General features: G+C 60.1%; 20 protein-coding genes. 11 read left to right on the top strand and 9 right to left on the bottom strand.

Annotated features, from left to right (window positions below; genetic code table 11):
• Nucleotides 1–54 precede the first annotated feature (54 nt).
• On the bottom strand, nt 55–1,506 hold the full coding sequence (locus QRN20_RS24230) for an NCS1 family nucleobase:cation symporter-1 (protein ID WP_122605705.1): 1,452 nt from the start codon (nt 1,504–1,506) through the stop codon (nt 55–57).
• Between the two features lie 345 nt (nt 1,507–1,851).
• Between QRN20_RS24230 and QRN20_RS24235 the strand changes: the two genes are divergently transcribed.
• Nucleotides 1,852–2,571: a GntR family transcriptional regulator gene (locus QRN20_RS24235; protein ID WP_029244221.1), complete on the top strand. Its 720-nt coding sequence runs from the start codon at nt 1,852–1,854 to the stop codon at nt 2,569–2,571.
• Nucleotides 2,572–2,581: 10 nt separating this feature from the next.
• A complete protein-coding gene (locus QRN20_RS24240; protein ID WP_029244220.1) occupies nt 2,582–3,313 on the top strand; it encodes an aspartate/glutamate racemase family protein in 732 nt (243 codons plus the stop codon).
• A 180-nt stretch (nt 3,314–3,493) separates the two neighbouring features.
• Here QRN20_RS24240 and QRN20_RS24245 read toward each other — a convergent pair whose 3' ends face one another.
• From QRN20_RS24245 to QRN20_RS24255, 3 genes are all read right to left on the bottom strand, one after another.
• A complete protein-coding gene (locus QRN20_RS24245; RefSeq protein ID WP_004885925.1) occupies nt 3,494–3,718 on the bottom strand; it encodes a PLD nuclease N-terminal domain-containing protein in 225 nt (74 codons plus the stop codon).
• A gap of 18 nt (nt 3,719–3,736) precedes the next feature.
• The gene (locus tag QRN20_RS24250) at nt 3,737–4,960 is read right to left on the bottom strand and encodes a zinc-dependent alcohol dehydrogenase (RefSeq protein WP_029244219.1); all 1,224 of its coding nucleotides are present in this window, start codon (nt 4,958–4,960) and stop codon (nt 3,737–3,739) included.
• A 256-nt stretch (nt 4,961–5,216) separates the two neighbouring features.
• On the bottom strand, nt 5,217–6,122 hold the full coding sequence (locus QRN20_RS24255; RefSeq protein ID WP_029244218.1) for a LysR family transcriptional regulator: 906 nt from the start codon (nt 6,120–6,122) through the stop codon (nt 5,217–5,219).
• 105 nt (nt 6,123–6,227) lie between these two features.
• On the opposite strand from QRN20_RS24255, the gene epsC reads away from it, so the two are divergent.
• Genes epsC through QRN20_RS24280 form a run of 5 tightly spaced genes read left to right on the top strand, consistent with a single transcriptional unit; the run spans nt 6,228 to nt 11,490 of the window.
• Nucleotides 6,228–6,992 carry a serine O-acetyltransferase EpsC gene (gene epsC / locus QRN20_RS24260; RefSeq protein WP_029244217.1) on the top strand — a complete coding sequence of 255 codons (765 nt, stop codon included), beginning with the start codon at nt 6,228–6,230 and terminating at the stop codon, nt 6,990–6,992.
• Between the two features lie 18 nt (nt 6,993–7,010).
• Nucleotides 7,011–7,901, top strand: coding sequence for a VOC family protein (locus QRN20_RS24265; protein ID WP_285361411.1), 891 nt, complete (start codon nt 7,011–7,013; stop codon nt 7,899–7,901).
• A gap of 14 nt (nt 7,902–7,915) precedes the next feature.
• Nucleotides 7,916–8,806, top strand: coding sequence for an NAD(P)-dependent oxidoreductase (locus QRN20_RS24270; RefSeq protein ID WP_122605715.1), 891 nt, complete (start codon nt 7,916–7,918; stop codon nt 8,804–8,806).
• Between the two features lie 3 nt (nt 8,807–8,809).
• Nucleotides 8,810–10,327 (top strand): aldehyde dehydrogenase family protein, encoded by a 1,518-nt coding sequence (locus QRN20_RS24275; protein ID WP_122544814.1) that lies wholly within the window; start codon nt 8,810–8,812, stop codon nt 10,325–10,327.
• 5 nt (nt 10,328–10,332) lie between these two features.
• A complete protein-coding gene (locus QRN20_RS24280) occupies nt 10,333–11,490 on the top strand; it encodes a M20 aminoacylase family protein (protein WP_122409870.1) in 1,158 nt (385 codons plus the stop codon).
• Nucleotides 11,491–12,068: 578 nt separating this feature from the next.
• Here QRN20_RS24280 and QRN20_RS24285 read toward each other — a convergent pair.
• Nucleotides 12,069–12,995: a LysR family transcriptional regulator gene (locus QRN20_RS24285; protein ID WP_032663403.1), complete on the bottom strand. Its 927-nt coding sequence runs from the start codon at nt 12,993–12,995 to the stop codon at nt 12,069–12,071.
• 153 nt (nt 12,996–13,148) lie between these two features.
• On the opposite strand from QRN20_RS24285, the gene QRN20_RS24290 reads away from it, so the two are divergent.
• Both QRN20_RS24290 and QRN20_RS24295 read left to right on the top strand, forming a co-directional pair.
• Nucleotides 13,149–13,934 (top strand): YqcI/YcgG family protein, encoded by a 786-nt coding sequence (locus QRN20_RS24290; RefSeq protein WP_029241162.1) that lies wholly within the window; start codon nt 13,149–13,151, stop codon nt 13,932–13,934.
• 25 nt (nt 13,935–13,959) lie between these two features.
• The gene (locus QRN20_RS24295; protein ID WP_029241161.1) at nt 13,960–14,592 is read left to right on the top strand and encodes a LysE family translocator; all 633 of its coding nucleotides are present in this window, start codon (nt 13,960–13,962) and stop codon (nt 14,590–14,592) included.
• A gap of 36 nt (nt 14,593–14,628) precedes the next feature.
• Here QRN20_RS24295 and QRN20_RS24300 read toward each other — a convergent pair whose 3' ends face one another.
• Entirely contained in the window at nt 14,629–16,005 is a 1,377-nt protein-coding gene (locus QRN20_RS24300; protein ID WP_025995110.1) for an L-serine ammonia-lyase, read from the bottom strand.
• A gap of 127 nt (nt 16,006–16,132) precedes the next feature.
• Between QRN20_RS24300 and QRN20_RS24305 the strand changes: the two genes are divergently transcribed.
• On the top strand, nt 16,133–17,038 hold the full coding sequence (locus QRN20_RS24305) for a LysR substrate-binding domain-containing protein (RefSeq protein WP_004885903.1): 906 nt from the start codon (nt 16,133–16,135) through the stop codon (nt 17,036–17,038).
• A gap of 438 nt (nt 17,039–17,476) precedes the next feature.
• On the opposite strand, the gene QRN20_RS24310 is transcribed toward QRN20_RS24305, so the two are convergent.
• From QRN20_RS24310 to QRN20_RS24320, 3 genes are all read right to left on the bottom strand, one after another.
• Nucleotides 17,477–18,805, bottom strand: coding sequence for a DUF3100 domain-containing protein (locus tag QRN20_RS24310; protein WP_004880625.1), 1,329 nt, complete (start codon nt 18,803–18,805; stop codon nt 17,477–17,479).
• A gap of 395 nt (nt 18,806–19,200) precedes the next feature.
• Nucleotides 19,201–20,583 carry a 2-oxoadipate dioxygenase/decarboxylase HglS gene (gene hglS, locus QRN20_RS24315; protein WP_122605701.1) on the bottom strand — a complete coding sequence of 461 codons (1,383 nt, stop codon included), beginning with the start codon at nt 20,581–20,583 and terminating at the stop codon, nt 19,201–19,203.
• Nucleotides 20,584–20,628: 45 nt separating this feature from the next.
• Nucleotides 20,629–21,876, bottom strand: a complete 1,248-nt coding sequence (locus tag QRN20_RS24320; RefSeq protein WP_088234847.1) for a 2-aminoadipate transaminase — start codon at nt 21,874–21,876, stop codon at nt 20,629–20,631.
• 247 nt (nt 21,877–22,123) lie between these two features.
• On the opposite strand from QRN20_RS24320, the gene amaB reads away from it, so the two are divergent.
• Nucleotides 22,124–23,614 carry an L-piperidine-6-carboxylate dehydrogenase gene (gene amaB / locus QRN20_RS24325; RefSeq protein ID WP_122605697.1) on the top strand — a complete coding sequence of 497 codons (1,491 nt, stop codon included), beginning with the start codon at nt 22,124–22,126 and terminating at the stop codon, nt 23,612–23,614.
• Nucleotides 23,615–23,636: the final 22 nt, after the last annotated feature.

Raw genomic sequence — 23,636 nt, forward strand, 5'->3', positions numbered from 1 at the left:
AAAAGTACAACGCCTGGGCGAGCCAGGCATTGTACGTATTCGTTGAAGCCTTGATCAGCCGTGGCTGGCGGTCGGTGCCATATTCGCCACCTGAACCGGCGAGCCTTTGGTCAGCCCGTAATACAGTACGCCGCCCAGAATGCAGCCAGTGAACCAGGCGAAGTTGGCGATGGGCTTGAACCAGGGAATGAAGGTGAAGCACAGGCCGACCAGCGCGGTGAGCAGCAGTGCTTTGACGGCGACCCAGTTCACGCCGTTGGTGTACCAGTAGCGACCGCTCGGGGTGTCGTTGAACAGGGCATCGACGTCGATCTGCTGTTTCTTGATCAGGTAATAGTCGACCAACAGAATGCCGAACAACGGACCGATGCAGGCGGCGAGTACGTCCAGGGTGTAGTGGATCACTTCCGGGTTGTTGAACAGGTTCCAGGGCGTGATGAAGATCGAGGCCACGGCGGCGATCATGCCACCTGCGCGCCAACTGATGCGACTCGGTGCAACGTTGGCGAAGTCAAACGCCGGTGACACGAAGTTGGCGACGATGTTGATGCCGATGGTCGCGGTGACGAAGGTAAACGCCCCCAGCAATACCGCAGTGGTGTTGTCGATGCGCGCCACGGTGGCAATCGGGTCGTGGATCATTTCACCGAAGATCGGCAGCGTGCCGGAGACGATCACCACGGTCACCAGCGAGAACGCCAGGAAATTTACCGGCAGACCCCAGAAGTTGCCACGGCGCACGTCCGCCATGCTGCGGCAGTAGCGGCTGAAATCGCCGAAATTCAGCGTCGGCCCGGAGAAGTACGAAACCACCAGCGCGATGGCCATAACCACTTGGCCGAATGCGGCCCAGCCCGACAGTTCTTTCTCGGCCAGCGTGAAGCTGATGTTGTCCCAGCCGGCGCGCCAGACGATCCAGCCCGCGAGGGCGAACATCACGGCATACACCGCAGGGCCGGCCCAGTCGATGAAGCGTCTGATCGACTCCATGCCGGTCCAGAACACGGCAGCCTGAACGACCCATAGAGCCAGAAAGCCGAACCAGCCCAGCCGTGACAGGCCGAGAAAGGTCACGTTCTGATAGGCGGCCAGTTCCGGGAAGAAACGCAGCACCACGATCACCAGCGCGCTGGACGCCAGGTAGGTCTGGATGCCGTACCACGCCACTGCAATCAGGCCGCGAATGATCGCCGGAATGTTGGCCCCGAAGACGCCGAACGCCAATCGGCAAATGACCGGGTAGGGCACCGCAGCCTGCTGGCTGGGTTTGGCCACCAGATTGGCGATCACCTGAATGATGCAGATGCCGACCAGCAGCGCGATCAGCACTTGCCAGCTGGCCAGGCCGAGGGCGAACAGGCTGGCAGCAAAGACGTAACCACCGACGCTGTGCACGTCGCTCATCCAGAACGCCAGAATGTTGTACCAGGTCCACTTCTGCGGAACCGGTCCCAGATCATGGTTGTGCAGGCGCGGACTGTAGCCGGCCGGGCGTTGGTCTGTCATTGCGTTACTCCCTCGCTGATTCGTGACGGGATCGGGGTACGATCGTTGATCTTTTTTGTATACGATCGTGTACGCAAGACATGTGCCATGCCCGATTTTATGGGCTGTGATCAAGCTGAAAGCATTGTCTCAATAAGGTTTTTTGCAGGAAAACTGACGTTTTGGTCAAGCATCAACCGGTTACTGAAATGCACGTAAAGGGGGCGCTTTTGCGCGTTTAAGGTGCGAAAATCGCTGCGAAACGTAGCGTTTGCTCGATGGTATCGTTTAGATAGCGCTATTCATAAGCAAATTCCTCGGGCACTATTCTTGTATACGATCTGCATGCCAAAGCGATGTGATGCCATGACCCGACCTTCCAGCGCCCCTCTGTTTATTGCCCCCGCTGCCGACGAAAAAGGCCGCGATGAGCAGATCTATCAGCACGTGCTGGAAGCCATCGTCGAGCACAGGCTAGCACCCGGCACACGCTTGCCGGAGGACGCGCTGGCAGAGGTCTTCGAGATCAGTCGCACCGGCATTCGCAAGGTGCTGCAACGTCTGGCGCTGGAACGACTGGTGACGCTGCGGCCCAAGCGCGGCGCGGAAGTCGCCAAGCCCTCGGCGCAGGAAGCGCAGGATGTGCTGGGCGCCCGACAACTGATCGAGCCTGCCTTGATGGACACCATCGCGACACGCGTCAGCGGTCAGCGTCTGGAAGCGCTGCGCACGCTCTGCGATCAGGAACACGCCGCCCAGCATGCAGGGCGTCACAGCGAAGCCATTCAGTTGTCCGCACGTTTTCATGTGCAGTTGTGTGCGCTGGCAGGGAATCAGGTGCTGACCGAGCAGGTGGGGCAATTGACCACGCGTTCATCTTTGATTCTCGCGGTGTATGGCTCGCGGCGCAGCGTCGGTTGCGATTGCGGCGAGCACGCCGATCTGCTGACCTTGCTGGAAGCCGGGCAGGGTGACGAAGCACGGGAGTGGATGGCCGAGCATCTGCGTCGCATCCGCGCCAGCCTTAACGTGGATGAACCCGTCAGCGAGACGGTGGACTTCCACAGTATTTTCAAACGGCGCTGAAGGAGGCCCGGTGCGTATTCAAGTCATCAACCCCAACACCAGTGAAACCATGACCCGCAAGATGGGCCTGGCGGCAGAAACTGTCGCAAGGCCCGGCACGCAGATCATTGCCTGCACCCCGACGGATGGTCCGGTGTCCATCGAAGGGCATTTCGACGAAGCCATCGCAACGTTGGGTGTCCTGGAAGAAGTACGCAAGGGCCGTGAGCAGCAGGTCGATGCGCACATCATTGCCTGCTTCGGCGACCCCGGTTTGCTGGCCGCCCGTGAAGCCGCGAGTGCACCGGTCATCGGTATCGCGGAGGCGGCGTTTCATGTGGCGAGCCTGATCTCGACCCGGTTTGCCGTAGTCACCACCCTGACTCGCACCCGGATCATTGCCGAGCACCTGCTTCAGCGTTATGGGTTCAGTGACTTGTGCACCTCGGTGCGCTGCATTGATCTACCGGTACTGGCGCTGGAAGAGAGCGGCCCGGAACTGGTCGAACTCATGGCCGAACAGGCGCGCAAGGCACGCGATGAAGAAGGCGCGGGTGCCATCGTGCTGGGCTGTGGCGGGATGGCTGACCTGGGGCGGCAACTGAGCGAAGCCGTCGGCCTTCCCGTGATCGATGGCGTCGCAGCAGCCGTGAAGCTCGCCGAATCGCTGGTGGATCTGGGCCTGACCACCAGCAAACACGGCGACCTGGCCGACCCGATTGGCAAACCGTTCAAGGGGCGTTTCGGGTATTTGAGTCGTTAGTCATAGCGTCTGTGTCCATTGCTGAAGCGGACGCAGAGCGTCCAGAGAGGCATTCCCACGCGGAGCACTTGGCGTTATACACAAGTCCTCCTGAACGAATACGATGATGATCGTTCCTACGCTCTGCGTGGGAATGCCTCCCAGGACGCTCCGCGTCCGCTCTCGAATGTGACGTGCCCATTACCCCTTGCTGTGCTCATTCGACGTCGGTGCCTCGACCACGCCACGCGGTCCGCTGACACCCCATATGCCGGCACCCACGATAGGCAGTGCCAGGATCAGGACTGTCCAGCCGATTTTGGTGCCGGACGATTTGGTCGAGCGCCAGACGCTGTAGATCAGCCATGCATCCAGTGCCAGCACGATGATCACTGCTGCAATCCAGAACACGTTAAACGCTTCCATAATGTACCTCCTTCTTTGTCACAACGCTGGAACACCCGTCAGTGAGTCAGGCACCGTTACGGGAATATCATTGCTGCCCGGTGTCAGGATTACCTTGCGGCAGTCTTCTTCTTTCTTGTCGAAAATCTTGTAGGCCGTCGCAGCCTCTTCAAGCGACATGCGGTGGGTGATGATTGCCTCGGGTTGCAGGCGACCGGTCTCGATGTAGTCCAACAATTCAGGCATGAAACGCTGTACATGGGTCTGGCCCATCTTGAACGTCAGGCCCTTGTCGAAAGCGTCACCGAACATGAAGCCGTGGATAAAGCCTGCATAAACCCCCGGCACACTCACCACGCCGCCGCGCCTGACGGTCGCGATGCACTGGCGCAGGGCCTTGCCGCTGCTGCCTTCGAGCTTGAGGGTGGCGAGTACCGTTTCGGTGGTGCTGCCCTTGGCTTCGAAGCCGACTGCGTCCACGACGCCGTCCACCCCACGCATGCCCGGTGTCTGGCGAATGATGGTGTCGGCCGCGTCGTCATCCTCATCGAAATTGATCGGAATGACGCCATAAGTCTGTTGTGCGTAAGCCAGGCGATAGGGATGATGGTCGACCATAAAAATCCGCTCGGCCCCCAGCATTCGCGCGCACGCCGCGCTCAGCAGACCGACCGGGCCCGCCCCGTAGATCGCAATGCTCGAACCCTTGCCGATACCGGTGTTGGTCACGGCCTGCCAGGCGGTCGGCAGGATGTCGGAGAGAAACAGCACCTTCTCGTCCGCCAGCGTACCGGGGACCTTGAACGGGCCGGTATTGGCCTTGGGCACCCGCACGTATTCAGCCTGTCCGCCGGGGATGCCGCCGTACAAGTGACTGAAGCCGAACAGCGCGGCTCCCGGTGGAATGGACTTCTTGTTGAGGATCGCGCCGCGTCCGGTGTTGGTGGTTTCACAGGCCGCGTACAGATCCTGATTGCAGAAAAAGCATGAACCGCAGGCAATCACAAAGGGAATCACGACGCGGTCGCCACGCTGCACGGACGTTACGGCCGAGCCAGTCTCTTCCACGATCCCCATGAACTCATGGCCAAAGATATCGCCATGCTCCACCGTGGGAATCTTGCCGCGATACAGGTGCAGGTCCGAACCGCAGATGGCGGTCGCCGTCACTCGCAGAATGATGTCATCGGCCTGCTGTATTTCAGGATCTGGCACGGTATCGACTTTGACATTGTGTGCGCCGTGGTAGGTCAACGCTCTCATGGGAAGCCCTCAGTCTGATCGGGAAGTCTGATCTGTTACTTCTGATGAGCGGATTCCTGGTTTTTTGGTTCAGCGAATTTGTTCGAGGCGGGACTAACGGTTGCTCTGTGGCATCGATGACAGGACGCAGGTGCTGTTCGTCGGGTTGTTGAATACCTGGCCTGAACGGCCTGTCGGGGGCTCTGTCTCGCCATACCCGCGGGAGAAACGCGACTTATTGGGGAGGCGCCGCCGAGTTTGCAGCGCTCATTCCAGTTCAATGCCTGAACGCGGCCATATCCTGCAACAGCATCCCCATTAACCGGCTCGCACCCACGCTGAGTTGACGACCCAGGCGGCTGATCAGGTGCGTCTGCGGGCTGCTGAACACCTCGTGCTGCAACGCCAGTGCCCGTAGTTTTCCGCTGTTGATTTCCTCTTCCACAACAAAGGTCGGCAGCAGCGTGACGCCACCCTGCATGGCGAAATGCTTGAGCATGGCGAAGGTGTTGCAGGTCAGGGTCGGCTCGAGCGTGACGCCCAACTGGTGTTCGGCTTCAAGAAGAATCTGGCGAATGCCGTATGAGACGGCGGGGAGTGCCAGGCGGTATTCAGCCAATGTCTTGAGTTCGATGGGGCCTAGTTGCTGCGTCAACGGATGATCCGGTGCGGTCACCACACAGACCGGCTTGCGCTGGTGGGCATGGGAACGGATTTTCGGGTCGGCGGCCGGGTTGAATACCAGACCGATGTGCGCCTCATCCTCGACCACCTGGCGGATCACTTCGTTGCTGCCGCACACGTTAACGATCAGTTCGATTCGCGGGTACAGCGCCGAAAACCTTGCCAGCGGCTGCGCCAGGCTTTCCAGAAAACCTTCCCCCGACACCAGTGTCACCGAGCCGCTGTGCAGGCCGCGCAGTGCCTGGATCGAGTCGAGCAGGACTTCCTGCTGAGTCAGTCGCTGCCGGTAGTAGGCCAGCACCTTGTCACCTGCTTCGGTGGGTTTGACCCCGCGTCTATGGCGCTCCAGCAGTGGCGAACCCAGCTCCAGTTCCAGTTGCGCGATCTGGCGGCTGACCGCTGACGGCGCGACATTCAGAAAGTCCGCCGCTGCCCGCACGCTACCCAGCCGCACAGCTTCGAAGAAATAAAGGATCCGACGATCCTGCACCAGACTCATTGGCTGTCCTGTGTTGCGCTCAAGGCAACATAAATTCGATTTTTGGATTATTGCTGAGAGGGGAGAACGCTGTCCATACTCGATCATCAGCACAAGGGAACGCGTATGAAGGCTCTTTGGCAGCGCCTGCGGGAGCAGGCAAAACAGTTGGGTGAGCGTAACCCGATACTGGGCCGTTACGGACAGGATCGAGTACTGGCCCATGTGTCCTTCGAGACTGCACTGGCTGCCAGTCTGGCCGGCCAGTTGCAGAGCCACGCACCAGAAGCCGATCTCGCCGGCTGGTTCGGCAGCGTCCTTCAAGTGCATCCCGAGATTGCCGAATCGGCAGCATCAGACATCGACCATCTGGTGATCGTCAACCCGGCCTGTCCCGATCACCTCACCGCCTTTCTGACCTTTCGTGGCATCCAGGCCGTGCAGGCGTATCGCATCGCTCATGCGTTGTGGAACGACGGCGATTTTCAAAGCGCAGTTCTGCTGCAGAACTGGGCGGCCAATACCTGGGCCATCGACATTCATCCTGCTGCACGTTTGGGCAAGCGTCTGTTTGTTGACCACGGCATGGGCCTTGTGATCGGCGAAACAGCGGTGGTCGAGGACGACGTCAGCCTCTGGCATGGCGTCACCCTGGGCAGCACGCTCAGCGAGGCAGGCGACCGGCACCCCAAAATTCGTCGCGGCGCGCTGATCTGCGCAGGCGCCACGGTGCTCGGCAACATCGAAGTCGGCGAGCGCGCCATCGTTGCCGCTGGCGCAGTGGTGCTCAAACCCGTGGAGGCCGGTGTCGTGGTGGCTGGCACGCCAGCCAAAGTCATCGGCAGGGCGCCGGATTCACTGGCGACCTTCACCAGCAAATCTCAGGTCTGATTCAGGGAGCAATCGCATATGGCTGCCGTCGCCCAGTTTCCACAAGGCATCGATCATCCGCTGGTCACTGTCCGTGATCACGCCGCCACGCTTGAGTTGTATCGTCGGATGGGCTTCGCGCCGTCGCCGGTCAGCTATCACCCGTGGGGCAGCGTGACTTCGTTGATGATGTTCAAGAGCAACTTCATCGAGCTGATCGGCATTCACGATGCGTCGCTGTTCGGCACCGGCTCGGTCAATGGCTTCTGCTTCGGCCGCCAGTTGGGCGAGTTTCTGGAGCGCGGCGAAGAGGGCGTTTCGCTGGTCGCGCTGCACAGCCAGGACGCCGACGCGGACCATGTGCGGCTGATGCAGGCCGGTTTGCCGAGTCAGGGCCGAATCGACTTCCGTCGCGCGATGACGTTACCAGACGGACGTCCTGACGAAGCGGTGGTTTCGCTGGGGCTGTTCATCGACCCGCAACTGCCTGACGCCTCGAATTTCATCTGTCATCAGCACCGACCCGAACTGATCTGGGTGCCTGGCTGGCAACAGCATCCCAATGCGGTGGACGGCATTGTCAGCGTGACGTATCTGGCCGACCCCGCTCAGCTTGAACCGCGCTGGCGTGCAATTTACGGCGATGCGGTGAGCTGGCAGGGCAACGTGTTGCTCGCCGACACCCGATGCGGCGTGTTGCGTGCCATGGATGCGACAACAGCCGCTTGCCATTACCCCGATACGCCGTTGCCACAAGCCCATCGCGAACGGCCACACGCAATCGCCATCGGCCTGCACACCACCAGCCTTGATACCCTGCGCGCCATTCTTGCCGAGAACCACGTGCCGCATCAGCAGGCGCCTGGACGCGTCATGGTCGAGCCGCAGGCGGCAGGCAACGTCATTCTTGAATTCGTACAAAACCTCTAAGCGAGATGCAGAACATGACTTTGAAAACAGGCGTCATCGGACTGGGCAACATGGGCGGCGGCATGGCCGCGACGCTGGCGGGCAAGTGCTTTGACGTCAGTGGATTCGACCTGTCGCAGACCGCGCTGGCGATGGCCGAAAGCAAAGGCGTGAAGCCGGTTGCCGACCGCACGCAGTTGATCCAGAGCGTGGACATTCTGATTCTGTCGTTGCCCAAGGCCGAGCATGTCGAGTCTGTCTGCCTGGGCGCCGGTGGCATTCGCGAAGTGGGCCACGAAGGGTTGATTGTGGTCGATACCACCACCTCGACGCCTGAGATGAGCCGCAAGGTTGCTGCCGAACTGGCCAAGGCTGGAATCGCCTTCATCGACGCCCCGGTGTCCGGCGGCCCGAAAGGCGCGGCCACCGGCACCATGTCAATGGTGATCGGCGCTGAAGAAGCTGATCTGGCGCGGGCGATGCCGGTGTTGGAAGGCATGAGCGGCACGCGGGTTCACGTCGGTCAGTGCGGCGCGGGCAACGTGGCCAAGATCGCCAACAACATGCTCGCCGCCTGCCACCTGATCAGCACCGCCGAAGCGGTCGCAATGGCAGCCAAGGCGGGCGTTGACCCGGAAAAACTGCTGCAGGGCCTGAACGCCGGTTCCGGCCGCAGCGGCGCGACGCAAGTCATGTTCCCCACCTGGGTGTTGAACAAGGCCTACGACTCGGGTTTCACCATGGGCCTGATGCGCAAGGACGTCGGCCTGGCCAGCGATCTGGCGGACAGCCTGGACATGGACCTGCCGTTGTCCCGCGTCGTCGCGCAATTGTGGAAAGCCAGCAGCGAGACGCTGGCCGATAACGAAGACTTCTGCGCCATCGTGCAACGCACTGATGCCAAACTTTACGGTCACGGAGAATAAGTGATGAGCACTGCAAAGATCCTCGAACTGATGCGCCCTTACTGGGGCGATCGCAGTGTCATCGCCAGCTACGTGGGCGGTGAGTTCATCGAAGGCCACGGCGCGCCGGTCGAAGTGCGCAATGCCCATGACGACAGTCTGTTGCTGAGTTTTCCGGACGCCGACGAATCGCTGGTCGAAAAGGCCGACAACGCTGCGAAAGCCGCGCAGGTTCAGTGGTGGGCGTTGACGGCGCAGGCGCGTGGTCGCGCCATGTATCAGGTCGGTAACCTGATCCGTGAAGCGCTGGAAAATCTCGCCCAGATCGAATCCCTGACCGCCAACAAGCCGATTCGCGATGCCCGCGTTGAAGTGCTCAAGGTTGCCGAGATGTTCGAGTACTACGCCGGTTGGGCAGACAAACTGCACGGCGAGATCATTCCGGTGCCGACTACGCACCTGAACTACGTGACGTACGAACCGCTGGGTACGGTGCTGCAGATCACCCCGTGGAACGCGCCGATCTTCACCTGCGGCTGGCAGATTGCACCGGCCATTGCGGCGGGCAACGCGGTCATCCTCAAGCCTTCGGAACTGACGCCGCTGAGTTCGCTGGTGGTCGGCGTATTGATCGAACGTGCCGGTGTGCCCAAGGGGCTGGTCAATGTGATCGCCGGTTTCGGCCACTCCATCGGGCAGGCGTTCATCGCCAGGGCCGACATTCGCAAAGTCGTGTTCGTCGGCTCTCCGGCAACCGGTCGCCATATTGCCGTCGCGGCGGCACAACGCTGCATTCCGGCGGTGCTGGAGCTGGGCGGCAAGTCGGCCAACATTGTCTTCGAGGACGCCGATCTGGAGGTCGCCCTGCGCGGCGCTCAGGCGGCTATTTTCTCCGGGGCAGGGCAGAGCTGCGTGTCGGGTTCGCGTCTGCTGGTGCAGGCGTCGATCTTCGAAAAATTCACCAATGCGCTGGCCACCGCTGCGACCCAATTCAAGGTCGGTGACCCGAGCGACCCGGAAACCCAGATCGGGCCGATCAACAACGCCAAGCAGTACAACCACGTGAAAACCATGGTCGAGCGTGCCTTGAAAGACGGCGCCAGGCTGGTGGGCGAGCACGCAGAGCCGATCCCGGAAAAGCCCGGTTATTACGTCAACCCGACCGTTCTGGCGGGCACCAACGACCTGCACTGCGCTCAGGAAGAAATCTTCGGCCCGGTGGTCGTAGCCATTCCTTTCAAGGACGAAGAAGATGCGATCCGCATCGCCAACGACAGCCGTTTCGGCTTGGCGGGTGGCGTCTGGACACGTGACGTGGGCCGCGCGCACCGTGTGGCGAAACAGGTGCGTGCCGGTACGTTCTGGGTCAACGGCTACAAGACCATTCATGTCAGCTCGCCGTTTGGTGGCTATGGTGAAAGCGGCTATGGTCGTTCTTCAGGGCTGGATGCATTGCGCGAATACAGCGAAGTGAAAAGCGTGTGGGTCGAGACCGCTGCCAAACCCGCCGCCAGCTTTGGTTATGGCGCGAGCCTGGAGTGAATCACATGAGCATTTCCAAGACATTGATCGAAGAAGCCACGGTCTGGCGCCGCACCATTCATGCGGCCCCGGAGCTGGGCTTTCAGGAGCAGAAAACTTCCGACAAGGTCGCTGAACTGCTCAGCAGCTTTGGCCTTGAGGTCCATCGCGGCCTCGGTGGCACCGGCGTGGTCGGCACGCTGCGCACCGGCGATGGCCCGACTATCGGCATCCGCGCCGACATGGACGCCTTGCCGATTCAGGAACTGGGCGACAGCGTGCACAAGTCTGCGCATAAAGGCTGTATGCATGCCTGTGGCCATGACGGGCATACCGCCATTCTGTTGGCCACTGCCAGGCATCTGGCCGAGACGCGGCGCTTTCGCGGAACCGTGCATTTCGTTTTTCAGCCTGCCGAAGAAAACCTTGGCGGCGCACAGCGCATGATCGAGGACGGACTGTTCGAGCGTTTCCCGATGGAAGCCATCTACGGCTTGCACAACTGGCCGGGTGTGCCTGCGGGCAAGGTGGTGGTCAATCCGGGGCCGATGATGGCCTCGCTGGACACTTTCGAGATCACCCTGACCGGCAAGGGCAGCCACGCGGCCATGCCGGACAAGGGCAACGACCCGATCGTGGCTGCCGCCGAGCTGGTGCTGGGTCTGCAGACCATCGTGTCCCGACGTCTGTCGCCGCTGGATTCAGCGGTGGTCAGCATCACCCAGTTCAACGCGGGTGAGGCCATCAACGTGCTGCCGGAAACGGCTGTGCTGCGTGGCACCGTTCGCTGCCTGCAGACCCCGGTGCGCGAGAAGGTCCAGCAATGGATCGGCGAGTTCGTCGAGCGTCTGCCAATGGCTTTCGGCGTGCGTGGCGAGCTGGTCTACAACGTCGGTTATCCAGTGACCGAAAACCACGTCGAAGCCGCCGCAACGATTCGTCGTGCCGCCGTCGCCGCAGTCGGTGAAGCCAACGTGCAATGGGGCTGCAACCCGTCCATGGCCTCGGAAGACTTCGCCTTCATGCTGCACGCCTGTCCGGGCGCCTACATCTGGATGGGCGTTGACGGCGAAAAGCCTTCGGCGGCGCTGCACAACCCGTACTACGACTTCAATGATCAGGTGATCGAGCCGGGCGTGAAGGTATGGACGTCATTGGTGGAGCAGTGCCTGCCGGTGGCGTGATGGATGCGCATCGCTGAAAGACAGTGCAGGTCGCTGATACGGCGCTGTCCCTCAACAAACAGCGGACCGTGGGAGGCGGCTTGCCGGCGATGCAGTTGACGCGGTATGTCAGGAAAATCGCGTCATCGTTCATCGCCGGCAAGCCGCCTCTTATCAAACAACCTGCAACCCACTGAAGAAACTGGATTTTGTGGGAGCGGACTTGTCCGCGAATGCTGTAGTTCAGCCGATGAATATTCGTCGGATGTACAGGCCTTTTCGCGGACAAGTCCGCTCCCACCTAGTTTGCTGCGCGACAGCGCTACGTCGAAGACGTGGTGGGGCCTCCCACAAAAACGTGTTCATTCAGCAGATTACGTTTTGTTTGATAAGAGGCGGCTTCCGGCGATCTGCCGGGAACCGGCAGCACAATGCCTGCGCATGCGGTGTATCAGATGCACTCAAGGGCTGCTGCGCAGCCCATCGCTGCCTTCGTAACCCCCACGCCCTCCGGGCAGAAGCAGATTTCAGCGCATCATCAGCAGCCAGGTTTTTGACAAGAAGCGGCATGTGCTCGGAAGGTCATATCAATCCGGTTGTCATGATGCGGTGAGCAATTGCACCTTGATACCGGAAATGTCAGGCAGGCAGGTCAGCAGATGGTCGCGTAATTCCAGCACCCGCTGACGCTTGTAGCTGTCCTGCAGCCAGACCAGGTAATAGGCATCGCCTGTGCCCACTGCGCTCTCGAAAGGCAGATACACCTGGTGTTCGTACACGTCATTGGCGATCAGGAAAAGGTCGCCGATGGATACACCATGACCTCTGATGGCGGCGGTGATGCCCTGGTCCAGGGTGTCGAACACCTTGCCGGTGTCCAGCTTCACCTGATCAGACAGCCCCATTCGTTTTAACCAGCGCCGCCAGTCCCTGCGATCTGTAGACGGGTGGATCAAGTCGGCGTTCTGCAGGCGTTCTGGCCCCCAGGGATGATCCCCCAGATTTTCAGACGAGCAGATCGGAATCAGCCATTCATCGAACAGCTTGCAGCTTTCGACGTTCGCTCCAAAGTTGCCGTTGCCCAACAGAATCGCGCAGTCGTAAGGCTCGGCGTAGAAGTCCACGCTGTCGAAATCCATCCAGACACTGGAGAGCTGTACAGGCTGTGCCGGGACGGGATTTTTGTAGGACTCCAGTGCGTGCAGCAACCAGCGCATCGTCAGGGTCGAGGGTGACTTGAGTCGCAGGTGCTTGCCCTTGCCGCGGAAAGGCTGGCAGGCGTCTTCAATGATCCGAAAGCCGATTTTCAGCTGGCTGGCCAGGTGGCGTCCTTCGTCACTCAAGGACAGCCTGGGGCCATTGCGCTCGAATAATCGACAGCCCAGGCTTTCTTCAAGCGTGCGGATATGACGACTGATCGCACTCTGGGTCAGGGACAATTCTTCCGCAGCCCGCGTGAAAGAGCATGATCGCGCCGCGACTTCAAAGGCCCTCAGGGCGTAAAGAGGAGGGATGCGTTCGGTCATGCCAATACCTATCATGATTATTTGTCATGGTAGGGTACACCTTTTTCCCTTTTTCAACGCGCGCATGTCCCTTCAGACTTGCCGGCTCATCACTGTCAGGAAAGAAAAAAAAGAATAAGGCAGTGCTTCTAAAGGCCATGTGCGAGAGGGAATATGCTGCCCAAGTCTGGAATGTTGGTGTGCCAATCGGCGCTCAGGCAAACACTTGAAAATGAAGCTGACACTGCCCGCGTCCCGCAATGGATGATCACTGCCTATCGGCAATTTGAAGGGGTAGTGGATGACAAGGGCTTCCCATGTCTGTTCGGGCGGCGTGCCAACAAGTCGGGAAGCTGCCTGATCGTGTTCATTTCCCGGGAACATGAACAGGCTGACCTGCAGGGCGGCATGCAAGCGTATGCCGCATTTGTCAGAAGCACACCGCTTGATAAGCGCCTGTTCAGTCCGCTGATTGTTATCTTTGAAGAAAACAGCTTCATCAATCTGGCGCAGGAACAGGCTCATGGCTGGGCGGCGCTTCAGCGTCTGCATGAGGGTGACAGCATACCGTGGCCCGCGACAGTGAGCATCAATCCAGAAACACCCGAGTGGACTTATCACTTCGCCGGACTGTCGTTTTTCATCAACATGAGTTTCCCCAGCCACACTGCCATGCGCAGCCGATCACTGGGCAAGCACATTGTGTTCGTGGTCAACCCTCGGGAAAACTTCGATGAAGTGGCCAGCGCGGAAGATGAAAGCGGACGCCGGATCAGAGAAAGGATCCGTCAGCGAATTGCCGAATACAACGACGGTGTCGTGCCCGAAACACTGGGTTTTTTCGGCGACCGCAACAGCCTGGAGTGGAAGCAATATCAACTGCACGAGGAAGGTGGCCTGAAGTCAAGCCGCTGCCCGTTGCACATCAAGCCCCTGGACGTTCAGGCTGACAAAGCCTGACCCACCAAACGAGCGGTCACAGGTTATGGATATTTCGTTGTTGCTGATCTACATGTTCAGCGTGTTCATGTTGATCATTACGCCGGGTCCGGTCGTGGCATTGATCGTCAATACCAGTCTGGTGTCGGGACCCCGGCGTGCCATGCTCACGGCGTTGGGCACCAATTGGGCTTCGCTGGTACTGGTACTGGTTGCGGCGCTGATCCTGACCGGTACGCTGTCGATCAGCGCGAGTCTGCTCAACTGGATCAGTCTGGTGGGATGTTTCTTCATCGCTTATCTGGCAGTGGATGCGTTGAAGCATGCGCTGCGCAACGAACCTGAATTTGTCGGCACTCCGGTCCAGAGCGGCACGCGGCACAGTGGGCTGGTGACGGGGTTTCTGGTGGGCATTTCAAACCCCAAGGACATCATCTTTTTTGTCTCGTTTTTCCCCCAGTTCATTCACGTGACGCAGTCGTTCAAGGGCAGCATCGCGGTATTGTCAGTGCTGTGGATCATCATCGACCTGTCGATCCTGTTCGCCTATATCTTCCTCATGCGTCAGAAGCTGGCGATGAAGTACAAGCGCAAGATCGAACTCGTGTCCAGCATTACCCTTTTGTTGATTGCGACCGGCGGGATTGTCTATTCCGCTTCGACACTGATTTCTCGATGACACTCCACGGGCGCCTGGAGGCGCCCGTGATACGGATCAACACTCGATCAGATTGACCGCCAGTCCGCCGCGTGAGGTTTCCTTGTACTTATCGTGCATGTCCGCGCCGGTGTCGCGCATGGTGCGGATGGCATGGTCGAGCGAGATGAAGTGTTCGCCGTCGCCACGCAGGGCCATCTGTGCGGCGTTGATCGCCTTCACGGCGGCAATCGCGTTGCGCTCGATGCACGGCACCTGAACCAGTCCGCCGACCGGGTCGCAGGTCAGGCCCAGGTTGTGTTCAAGGCCGATCTCGGCAGCGTTTTCCACCTGCTCGGGCGTCGCCCCGAGAATCTCCGCCAGGCCTGCAGCGGCCATGGCGCAGGCTGAGCCCACTTCGCCCTGGCAGCCCACTTCAGCGCCCGAGATCGAGGCGTTTTTCTTGCACAGAATGCCGACAGCGGCAGCGCTCAGAAAGAAGCGCACCACGTCGTCATCGTTGGCCGTGGGTTTGAATTTCATGAAGTAATGCAGCACGGCGGGCACGATCCCGGCTGCGCCATTGGTCGGAGCCGTCACCATGCGGCCACCCGCAGCGTTTTCTTCGTTGACCGCCAGCGCGAACAGGTTGACCCACTCCATGGCGCTGAGGGTCGAGCCGATCACGTTCGGGTTGTCGAGGTTTTGCAGGCTCTGATGCAGGCGATAGGCACGACGGCGCACGTTCAGGCCGCCGGGCAGAATGCCCGTCTCGAGCAGACCTTTGTTGACGCAGGCCTGCATTGCAGCCCAGATAACCATGATGCGCGAGCGGATTTCTTCTTCGCTGCGCCAGACCTTTTCGTTGGCCATCATCAGTTCCGAGATGCTCAGGCCGTGGGTCTTGCACAGTCTCAGCAATTGCGCGCCGCTGGAGAAGTCGTAAGGCAGAACGGTGTCATCGGCATCCAGCACACCGCTGGCTGCCTGTGCGGCATCGATCACAAAACCTCCGCCGACTGAATAGTAGGTCTGCTCGTACAGCTCGCCCGACTTGCCGTACGCGCACAGCGTCATGCCGTTGGGGTGGTAGGGCAGGCTCTCTTCGAGCAGGCACATGTCTCGCTCCCAGACGAAGGTAATCGGCTGTTCACCGGCCAGCAGCAGTTGACCGTCGGCACGCAGCGCGTCGATGCGCTGGTTGACTTGGCTGGGGTCGATCTGGTCCGGCCATTCACCCATCAGCCCCATCACCGTCGCACGATCACTGCCATGACCGATGCCGGTCGCGGACAGAGAGCCGTACAATCGCACCTCAACACGTTCTACGCTGTGCAAACGATCCTGGTTGCGCAGGTCAGTGACGAACAGCGCTCCTGCCCGCATCGGTCCGACGGTGTGCGAACTGGACGGCCCGATGCCGATTTTGAACATGTCGAAGACGCTGATAGCCATCACGGTGGTCCTTCAAATGAGATGATGCAGAGGAGTTGAAACTCCTTCTTTCTGGCTTTCATCTTTGGCTTCAGCTGTCGAAACGACAAACGATTGTTCCTATGCAACGCTTTAGCGGAACTCTTCAATGAGCAGAATTTTCAACGCACAGATGCACGCCTGGTTACAGGTCTTCGCCTGTGCGGCACGACACCTTTCATTTACGCGCTGCGCCGAGGAGCTGCACGTCACGCCGGGTGCGATCAGCCAGCAGATGCGTCAGCTTGAAGAACGGCTGGGCTTTGCGCTGTTCCATCGGGTCGGGCGCGGCCTGGAGCTGACCGCCGAAGGGCAGCGTCTGGCAGTGGTGGCCAACGAGGTGCAGAGCCGCATCAGCGAAGAGCTGCGTCTGTTGTATTCCGGTCGGATCGGCGGGGTATTCAAACTGCGCTGCATTCCATCGTTTCTGAGCAAGTGGCTGATGCCGCGCCTGCCACGTTTGCAGGAAGCGTTTCCAGACATTCAGTTGAGGATCATTGCCGAAGACAGCAGTGGCTCGTTGCGCGATGACGACTTCGACCTGGCCATCGACCTGAACGACGGCAGCTATCCGGGCCTGTCGACCACGCCGTTGCTGGAGGAAGAACTGTTTCCGGTGTGCTCGCCCAAACTGCTCGAAGGCAAACCGCCGCTGGACACGCCCAGCCAATTGGTGCATTTCCCGCTGCTGCACGACATCACGGCCTGGCGCGGCAGCTATGAGTACGCAGAGTGGGAGTTTTACCTGACTGCGATTGGTGCCGATGGCATCGACGTGCGCCGTGGCCACACGTTCAACCGCAACCACCTGACCATCGACGCCGCCCGTATGGGCATGGGCGTGGCCATCGCCCGCAAGGCACTGATCACCGATGAGCTTGAACAGGGCTCGCTGATCGTGCCGTTCGGGCAACCGATCAAGGCCCGCAAGAAATATGTACTGGCTTACCGCGAAGGCGCTCTTAATACCCCGGCACGCCGTGCGGTGCATGACTGGTTGGTGAATGAGGCGTGAAACTGATCGTGCTTATGCTCTGCGCTCATCGTTATACACAAGTCCGCAAGACGCGCAAAACGGGGGGCAAACCGAAAGTGACTGACTGAATGCATGCCCCGTGGGAGGCGGTCGCAACAAGACTCGGTTATAACGCTGAGCACAAGCATGGGCATGATCGGCGTGCTTGAAATCACGCTGATCGTCCCTACGCTCTGCGTGGGAATGCCTCCCAGGACGCTCCGCGTCCGCTCTCGAATGCGGCGCAGATGTGTGCCAAAGCTCCAGCGTTATTCACGTCATGCGCTCGGCTCACTGAATCCACAGTCTGTGCCATTTGTGACGCGGAGTGTCACGGGCGGCATGCCCACGCGGAGCGATGGGCACGATCAGTGTTGAGGCAGACCTGTGTATAACGATGGACGCGGAGCATGGGAACGATCAGCGACAACCATCAAATCAATGAAACATCTCGGCGATCATCACAGCGCCGATGAAGGTGCCGAAGTTGGCCAGGAACGACACCAGCACGATCCGCCAGCCCAGACGGCGAAACGCGGGCAGGTCCTTGGCAATCGACAGACCGGCGAAGGTCAGCATCGGGGTGATCACGGCGAGCATGTTGATCGAACTGGTCAGGCGGGCAATCTCCGCTGCCCATGGGCAGGCCGGGGAGGTCAGGAACATTGCAACCAGCGACACCATGCACACGGCCGGAATCTTGCGGCGAATCAGGCTGCACAATGCTTCACCAACGAAGGCACAGAAAATCATGATGCCGATGCCGGTGAAAGCATCGGCGGACAGCGTCTTGTAGCCGACATAGTTGGCGATCAATGCCAGCGCACCGGCGGCCAGCCACGCACTGACCTTGCCCGACCAGCCCAGCTCAGGCACGTCGAGCGACACGTCGCTGTGACGCAGGCCGTCATCGGTCATGGAGGCCTTGGTGGTACGGCCGATCAGCGGTTCGAGAACGCGATAGCCCCAGACCGCCAGCGGCAGCGAGATGAACAGGGTGAAGTAGGTACCGATGGTGGTGGTGATCAGATTCGACGCCGCCGCCAGGGTCATGACTTCCTTGGCCACTTCAGGCGTCTGCTGAGCCGCAATCGCGCCGGCAGCGGCTGCCATCATGCTGCCAGAGCCGATGCCGGAACCCATCGCCAGCGAATTGGGATGGAAGATATTCAGGCTGGCAATGAAACCGGCCACGATGGCAATGAACAGCGCACCGAACAGCGTGCCGGTCAGGTACTCGGCGAGCACGCCGCGTCCCTCCGGGGAATCCATGCCATAGCGCTCACCAATGATCGCCAGGCTGGGTTCGCGTCCCACCGAGAAGGTCGCACCAATCGCTTCACGCTTGATCCCCAGCATCAGCGCCACTGGCAGGCCCAGAATCACGGTGCCGACAAAATGGCCGAATTCCTGGAACACCAGCGCCCAGCCCGAGGCGAACACCACCGGCAGCGAGCCGCCGACCACCAGACCCAGCTTGGCAATGAAGATCAGCAGGGCAGGTTGCAGAATGGACGCGGAGCGCAGTTGCGTGCGGTGATCGATCCCTATCGTGCCCGGCATGCGCCGACTGGCAATGCCGATCATTGCGCCCAGCAGCAAGGCCCAGACCATCGGCAGCAGGACCACCTTGCCAGGGCCCAGCGGAATGCTGATGGCGCCAATGGATTCGGCAACGACGAGGATGACGGCGGCCCAGACGTACAGCTTGACCGTCGAAGAAACGGCCTGCTTGTCGCCCACGACGGCAGCGTGTGAGTTTTGCATGATGATCCCCTTGCCTGCTGAATGACCTTTTTAAGGCCTTATCAATCGTTATTCTGTTTTTTCAGGTAGGCGCAGCGACGCGCCAGGGCAGCGTTGGAAGTCCATGGAGTCATGGAGGCCGTTATCCGGCGAGTCTTTTTATAAGGCCCGAATTGACCGGACCCAGGCTGCTTCGAGCCTTTCGAGCGGAGCAATTGATGCCCTCGCGCCATCGCAGTATGCATAGCGGGAGGTTGCACACCAATATTGCGGATTTTATTTATCGTTGCGTTAAAGAGAACACTGAAAGGGGAGACTCAGGACGTATTTGCAGCACGATCAGTGTCGGATGATGCTCGTTCCCACGCTCTGCGTGGTAACGCCTCTCAGGACGCTCCGCGTCCGCTTTTGGCGGTCTAAAGCCCCAGCGCCTCGTTGCATTCTTCCAGTGATCTGCGCTCGGTCTCGGCATACAGCTTCAATTCATCGAGCGTCTGACGCCCCAGTGCCTGCTGGAAATCTTCCTGGTTCGAACTGATCGCATAATGCGCCTGCGCGTTATCGCCCAGGTTGGACTGGAAGATGCCCGCCGCGCTGACCGGCAGAAAATCTTCGTACACCAATGGCTCGAAGCGCAAATGACCCTCCTGAATCAGTTGCTCAAGGTCCGCGCCTGCCTCGACAGGTGCAGCAAGGCCCTGCTCGGTCGGGAAGTAGCGAAAGTAAGCCAGCCCTTCGGCACGCATTTCGCTGTAGCTGTCCGGGAACGCTTCAAAAGCTTTTTCCATCAGCGCCGAATAGCGCAGGGCATTGGCTTCGTTGGGAAACTCGCCCAGCTCATCGCGTGCCGCGTTCAGCAACCGGTCGTACAGTGCGCGACCCTTGGGCGTCAGTGCCGCGCCGCGCTGTTCTATTTCGCCGAAGCGTGCCGAATGGCTGCCGGACGCCTGAGTGCCTTGACCGACAAAGGTGATCGGCTCTTCCAGTGCCTTGAAACTGGTCTGACGCAGCAGGATCGGGCAGCGGCGGCGGGGCGGGCCTTCGATCACGGCCTTGGGCGTGATGCCTTTGCCGGGCATGCCTGCCTGCACTGCGTCGATGTCCAGCGTGCGCGGCGTGAGGTGGTTGATGTGCGGACCCCGGAACGCCACCACATCAGCGATCAGGCGGTGCTGTGCGTTGAGCTGTTGATACTCTTCCAGTGACACCGTGGCCGTGTTGTGCCAGCGAAAGGTTTCCAGTGCCTGCTGAATGAATTCGGCTGCGTCCGCTTCGTCCAGACCGCCGTTCTGCTCGTGCTTCTGTATGAGTTCAAGCGCCTTCGCCGTGAATATCTGGCGTCTGGCGAGCACCTGACTGGCGAACTCACGCAGGCTGTCGCTCTCGATCAACTCCAGACGCAGCAGCGAGGTGAACACGCGAAACGGGCTGACCTGCAACGCGCTTTCATGCACGGCGCGAAAGGCTGTCGAATGGACCGGCACGCCCGCAGGCGTCAGGTCGTAATAACCCACCGGTTCCATCCCCATCACTGCGAACAGGCGGGCGAGGGTGGCCAGTTCCAGCGCAGTACCGACCCGGATTGCGCCATGGCGCTCCATGTCCAGACGCTGGATTTCGCCTGTCTGCCTCAGGCTGTCCAGCATGCGGTGGTCATGGCTCATGACCCGGTCGTTGACCTCGCTCACCAGCGCCATCAACGTGCCGTACAGTGGGACTTCTTCCTGGTACATCTGCGACATGGCGCGGGAAAAGCCAGCGCGGATGTCGTCAGGGTTGGCAAAGCGTGCGGTGCTCATCAGGGTTCTCTCTCCGTGCTCTTCCCGGTTTTATCGGTCATCAAGTCAGGCCAGCGCCGCCAGGCAGCGTTCGAAAATATCCAGACCTTCGTTCAACACCTCAAGCTCGATAGTCAGTGGAATCAACAGCCGAATGATGTGCCGCGACTTGCCGCTGGGCATCAAGAGTAGCCCGGCTTCTCTGGCCGAGGTCAGCAGTTCGGCGAGTTGTCGGGTGGCCGGAGCGCCGTCAGGTGTCATCAACTCGATGCCGCGCATGCAGCCCACGCCGGTCAGTCTGCCCAGATACGGCGAGAGATTGTTCGCCTGCCAGGCGTTGTAGCGCGACACAATCGCGTTTTCCTGCTGCTCGCCCCAGGTCGACAGGTTCTCATCGGTCATCTGTGCCAGCGACGCCAGGCCCGCCGCGCAGCCAATCGGATTGCCGGAATAAGTGCCGCCCAGCCCGCCCTTGGGCAGATTGTCGAGCAACGCTTTGCGCCCGACCACGGCACCCAGTGGAATACCGCCGGCGATGCTTTTGCCCAGCAGAATCAGGTCCGGTTCGATGCCCAGACGACTGAAGGCAAAGCGCTGCCCGGTGCGGCCGAAACCCGACTGGATTTCATCGGCGATCAGCACGATGCCTTTTTCGGTACAGAGGGCGCGCAACGCCTGAGCGAAGTCCGGCTCCATGGCCAGAAAGCCACCTTCACCCTGCACCGGTTCGAACATGAAACACGCCACGTCGTTGACGTCGATCTCGACGCTGAACAGGCGGTCCATGGCCTTGAGCGCCTGCTCGGTGGTGACGCCGTTGTCCTTGCTGGGAAACGGGATATGAAACACCGGCCCCGGCAACACGCCGACTTTCTGTTTATAGGGCGCGACCTTGCCGTTGAGGTTGAGCGTGGCCAGCGTGCGGCCATGAAAGCCACCGTCAAAAGCGATCACGGCCGTGCGGCCTGTCGCGCCGCGGACGATTTTCAACGCGTTTTCGGCCGCTTCCGCGCCACTGTTGGTAAGCATGCCGCTCAACGGATAACTCACCGGAACGAACTGCATGAGTTGTTCCATGAACCGGAGATAGGGCTCGTGGGGCGTGGCGTTGAAGCAATAGTGGGTCAGTTTTGTCGCCTGTTCCTGAATCGCCTTGACCACCTGCGGGTTGCAGTGCCCCAGGTTGAGTACGCCGATACCGCCGACGAAGTCGATGTAGCGCTTGCCGGTGGTGTCCCAGACTTCCGCATTGCGGCCGTGGGACAGCGTCATGCTGTGGACAAAGGAAATGGATTCGCTGATGTGTTCGCTCATGGACAGGCTCTGCGACGATGGCGTGATGGTCTATCCAAACGCACAAGGTGTATGCGCCACAAACGAAATAAAATCACCGGGTCATTCCAATAATTCAGGAAGTTGACGCTTTTAATGTCTGGATCAGGCAGTAGTTCATTCCTGAAAGGAATCATGTCGTTCGAAAACGTCGTTTGTGAGCAGCCCTTCAAGAGGTCGATACTGGGTCATCAGTGATTTCAACCCTTGTCATGACAGGAGAATCAGCATGGTTGCCGAGTTGTTAGCCAATCTGGGTGTGGCGAAAAGTGCCTACACCGACGGAAACTATCCCGTTCACACCCCTATCGATGGCAGTCAGATCGCTTCAGTCACGCTGGAAGGCAGCGCTCAGGTTCAGGCGCGGATCGACACTGCGCACGACGCCTTTTTGAAATGGCGCACTGTACCGGCCCCACGCCGTGGCGAGCTGGTGCGGATCTTCGGCGAAGTGTTGCGCGAGCACAAAGCTCAACTGGGCGAGCTGGTATCGGTCGAGGCGGGCAAGATCACCCAGGAAGGTCTGGGTGAAGTGCAGGAAATGATCGACATCTGCGACTTCGCCGTCGGCCTGTCGCGCCAGTTGTACGGCCTGACCATCGCTTCCGAGCGTCCCGGTCACCACATGCGTGAAACCTGGCATCCGCTGGGTGTGGTCGGCGTGATCAGCGCGTTCAACTTCCCGGTTGCCGTCTGGGCCTGGAACACCACGCTGGCGCTGGTTTGCGGCAACCCGGTGATCTGGAAGCCGTCGGAGAAAACACCGTTGACCGCGATGGCCTGTCAGGCGCTGTTCGACAAGGCACTGAAGATTTTCGGTGATGCGCCGCAAGGTCTTGCGCAACTGGTGATCGGTGATCGCGACGCGGGCGAAGCCTTGGTGGACGACCCGCGTGTGCCGTTGATCAGCGCCACCGGCAGCACCCGCATGGGCCGTGAAGTGGGTCCGCGTGTCGCGGCACGTTTCGGCCGCAGTATTCTGGAACTGGGCGGCAACAACGCCATGATTCTTGCCCCGAGCGCTGATCTTGATCTGGCTGTGCGCGGCATTCTGTTCAGCGCCGTGGGCACCGCCGGGCAGCGCTGCACCACCTTGCGCCGACTGATCGTGCACCGCTCGATCAAGGACGAAGTGGTTGCGCGGGTCAAGGCCGCCTACGCCAAGGTGCGCGTCGGTGATCCACGCGAAGGCAATCTGATCGGTCCGCTGATCGACAAACAGGCATTCTCGGCCATGCAGGATGCGCTGACCAAGGCGCGTGACGAGGGCGGCCAGGTGTTTGGCGGCGAGCGTCAATTGCAGGACAAGTACCCGAACGGCTACTACGTCACCCCGGCCATCGCAGAAATGCCCGACCAGAGTGACGTTGTGCGCCATGAAACCTTCGCGCCGATTCTCTACGTGATGGCCTACGACGATTTTGAAGAAGCGCTGCGTCTGAACAACGAAGTGCCACAAGGTCTGTCGTCTTGCATCTTCACCACCGACCTGCGTGAAGCCGAAGCTTTCCAGAGTGCTGCAGGCAGCGACTGCGGTATCGCCAACGTCAACATCGGCACCAGCGGTGCGGAAATCGGTGGAGCGTTTGGCGGTGAGAAGGAAACCGGCGGCGGTCGTGAATCGGGCTCCGATTCGTGGCGCGCCTACATGCGCAGGCAAACCAACACCGTTAATTACTCCCGCGAGCTGCCGTTGGCTCAGGGCATCGTCTTTGATTGATTCGGGCATGGCTGGAGTTGTT

The organism is Pseudomonas sp. fls2-241-TYG-175 (assembly GCF_030209155.1).
Classification (GTDB): Bacteria; Pseudomonadota; Gammaproteobacteria; order Pseudomonadales; family Pseudomonadaceae; genus Aquipseudomonas; species Aquipseudomonas viridiflava.

Bases quoted from the DNA above. Each gene is read 5' to 3' on its own strand.
- epsC (WP_029244217.1), top strand. From the start codon at position 6,228: ATGAAGGCTCTTTGGCAGCGCCTGCGGGAGCAGGCAAAACAGTTGGGT.
- QRN20_RS24310 (WP_004880625.1), bottom strand. From the start codon at position 18,805: ATGCAAAACTCACACGCTGCCGTCGTGGGCGACAAGCAGGCCGTTTCT.
- QRN20_RS24275 (WP_122544814.1), top strand. From the start codon at position 8,810: ATGAGCACTGCAAAGATCCTCGAACTGATGCGCCCTTACTGGGGCGAT.
- QRN20_RS24290 (WP_029241162.1), top strand. From the start codon at position 13,149: ATGCTGCCCAAGTCTGGAATGTTGGTGTGCCAATCGGCGCTCAGGCAA.
- QRN20_RS24295 (WP_029241161.1), top strand. From the start codon at position 13,960: ATGGATATTTCGTTGTTGCTGATCTACATGTTCAGCGTGTTCATGTTG.
- QRN20_RS24285 (WP_032663403.1), bottom strand. From the start codon at position 12,995: ATGACCGAACGCATCCCTCCTCTTTACGCCCTGAGGGCCTTTGAAGTC.
- QRN20_RS24230 (WP_122605705.1), bottom strand. From the start codon at position 1,506: ATGACAGACCAACGCCCGGCCGGCTACAGTCCGCGCCTGCACAACCAT.
- hglS (WP_122605701.1), bottom strand. From the start codon at position 20,583: ATGAGCACCGCACGCTTTGCCAACCCTGACGACATCCGCGCTGGCTTT.
- QRN20_RS24250 (WP_029244219.1), bottom strand. From the start codon at position 4,960: ATGAGAGCGTTGACCTACCACGGCGCACACAATGTCAAAGTCGATACC.
- QRN20_RS24245 (WP_004885925.1), bottom strand. From the start codon at position 3,718: ATGGAAGCGTTTAACGTGTTCTGGATTGCAGCAGTGATCATCGTGCTG.
- QRN20_RS24265 (WP_285361411.1), top strand. From the start codon at position 7,011: ATGGCTGCCGTCGCCCAGTTTCCACAAGGCATCGATCATCCGCTGGTC.
- QRN20_RS24305 (WP_004885903.1), top strand. From the start codon at position 16,133: ATGAGCAGAATTTTCAACGCACAGATGCACGCCTGGTTACAGGTCTTC.
- QRN20_RS24300 (WP_025995110.1), bottom strand. From the start codon at position 16,005: ATGGCTATCAGCGTCTTCGACATGTTCAAAATCGGCATCGGGCCGTCC.
- QRN20_RS24255 (WP_029244218.1), bottom strand. From the start codon at position 6,122: ATGAGTCTGGTGCAGGATCGTCGGATCCTTTATTTCTTCGAAGCTGTG.
- QRN20_RS24270 (WP_122605715.1), top strand. From the start codon at position 7,916: ATGACTTTGAAAACAGGCGTCATCGGACTGGGCAACATGGGCGGCGGC.
- amaB (WP_122605697.1), top strand. From the start codon at position 22,124: ATGGTTGCCGAGTTGTTAGCCAATCTGGGTGTGGCGAAAAGTGCCTAC.
- QRN20_RS24280 (WP_122409870.1), top strand. From the start codon at position 10,333: ATGAGCATTTCCAAGACATTGATCGAAGAAGCCACGGTCTGGCGCCGC.
- QRN20_RS24320 (WP_088234847.1), bottom strand. From the start codon at position 21,876: ATGAGCGAACACATCAGCGAATCCATTTCCTTTGTCCACAGCATGACG.
- QRN20_RS24235 (WP_029244221.1), top strand. From the start codon at position 1,852: ATGACCCGACCTTCCAGCGCCCCTCTGTTTATTGCCCCCGCTGCCGAC.